The sequence below is a fragment of the Haemophilus haemolyticus genome, from assembly GCF_003490935.1.
Taxonomy (GTDB): Bacteria; Pseudomonadota; Gammaproteobacteria; order Enterobacterales; family Pasteurellaceae; genus Haemophilus; species Haemophilus haemolyticus_M.
In genome coordinates this window covers 1-1,246 of record NZ_QQGD01000016.1, presented here as the reverse complement: position 1 = coordinate 1,246, position 1,246 = coordinate 1, and the positions used below count along the sequence as shown (strand labels likewise).

Here is a 1,246-nt window from a genome sequence, read left to right as displayed (position 1 = left end):
AATGTCTAAAGAAAAATTTGAACGTACAAAACCGCACGTAAACGTGGGTACAATCGGCCACGTTGACCACGGTAAAACAACTTTAACAGCAGCAATCACTACCGTATTATCTAAACACTTCGGTGGTGCAGCTCGTGCATTCGACCAAATCGATAACGCGCCAGAAGAAAAAGCGCGTGGTATCACCATCAACACTTCACACGTTGAATACGATACAGCAACTCGTCACTATGCGCACGTTGACTGTCCGGGACACGCCGACTATGTTAAAAACATGATTACTGGTGCGGCACAAATGGATGGCGCTATCTTAGTAGTAGCAGCAACTGATGGTCCGATGCCACAAACTCGTGAGCACATCTTATTAGGTCGTCAAGTAGGTGTTCCATACATCATCGTATTCTTAAACAAATGCGATATGGTAGATGACGAAGAGTTATTAGAATTAGTAGAAATGGAAGTTCGTGAACTTCTTTCTCAATATGACTTCCCAGGTGACGATACGCCAATCGTACGTGGTTCTGCATTACAAGCATTAAACGGCGTAGCAGAATGGGAAGAAAAAATCCTTGAGTTAGCAAACCACTTAGATACTTACATCCCAGAGCCAGAGCGTGCGATTGACCAACCGTTCCTTCTTCCAATCGAAGACGTGTTCTCAATCTCAGGTCGTGGTACAGTAGTAACAGGTCGTGTAGAACGTGGTATCATCCGTACTGGTGATGAAGTAGAAATCGTAGGTATCAAAGATACAGCGAAAACTACTGTAACGGGTGTTGAAATGTTCCGTAAATTACTTGACGAAGGTCGTGCAGGTGAGAACATCGGTGCATTATTACGTGGTACAAAACGTGAAGAAATCGAACGTGGTCAAGTATTAGCGAAACCAGGTTCAATCACGCCACACACTGACTTCGAATCAGAAGTGTACGTATTATCAAAAGAAGAAGGTGGTCGTCATACTCCATTCTTCAAAGGTTATCGTCCACAATTCTATTTCCGTACAACTGACGTAACTGGTACTATCGAATTACCAGAAGGTGTGGAAATGGTAATGCCAGGCGATAACATCAAGATGACAGTAAGCTTAATCCACCCAATCGCGATGGACCAAGGTTTACGTTTCGCAATCCGTGAAGGTGGCCGTACAGTAGGTGCTGGTGTTGTAGCGAAAATCATCAAATAATTGATGGATTCTTAAATGTCTTAGAGACAGAAAGAAGACAAAAGAAAAGTGCGGGGAAAA

General features: G+C 43.3%; 1 protein-coding gene. It reads left to right on the top strand.

The annotated features are described in order from the left end of the window. Position 1 precedes the first annotated feature (1 nt). Positions 2 to 1,186, top strand: coding sequence for an elongation factor Tu (gene tuf / locus DV417_RS09295; protein WP_118865560.1), 1,185 nt, complete (start codon positions 2 to 4; stop codon positions 1,184 to 1,186). Positions 1,187 to 1,246 lie beyond the last annotated feature (60 nt).

Bases quoted from the DNA above. Each gene is read 5' to 3' on its own strand.
- tuf (WP_118865560.1), top strand. From the start codon at position 2: ATGTCTAAAGAAAAATTTGAACGTACAAAACCGCACGTAAACGTGGGT.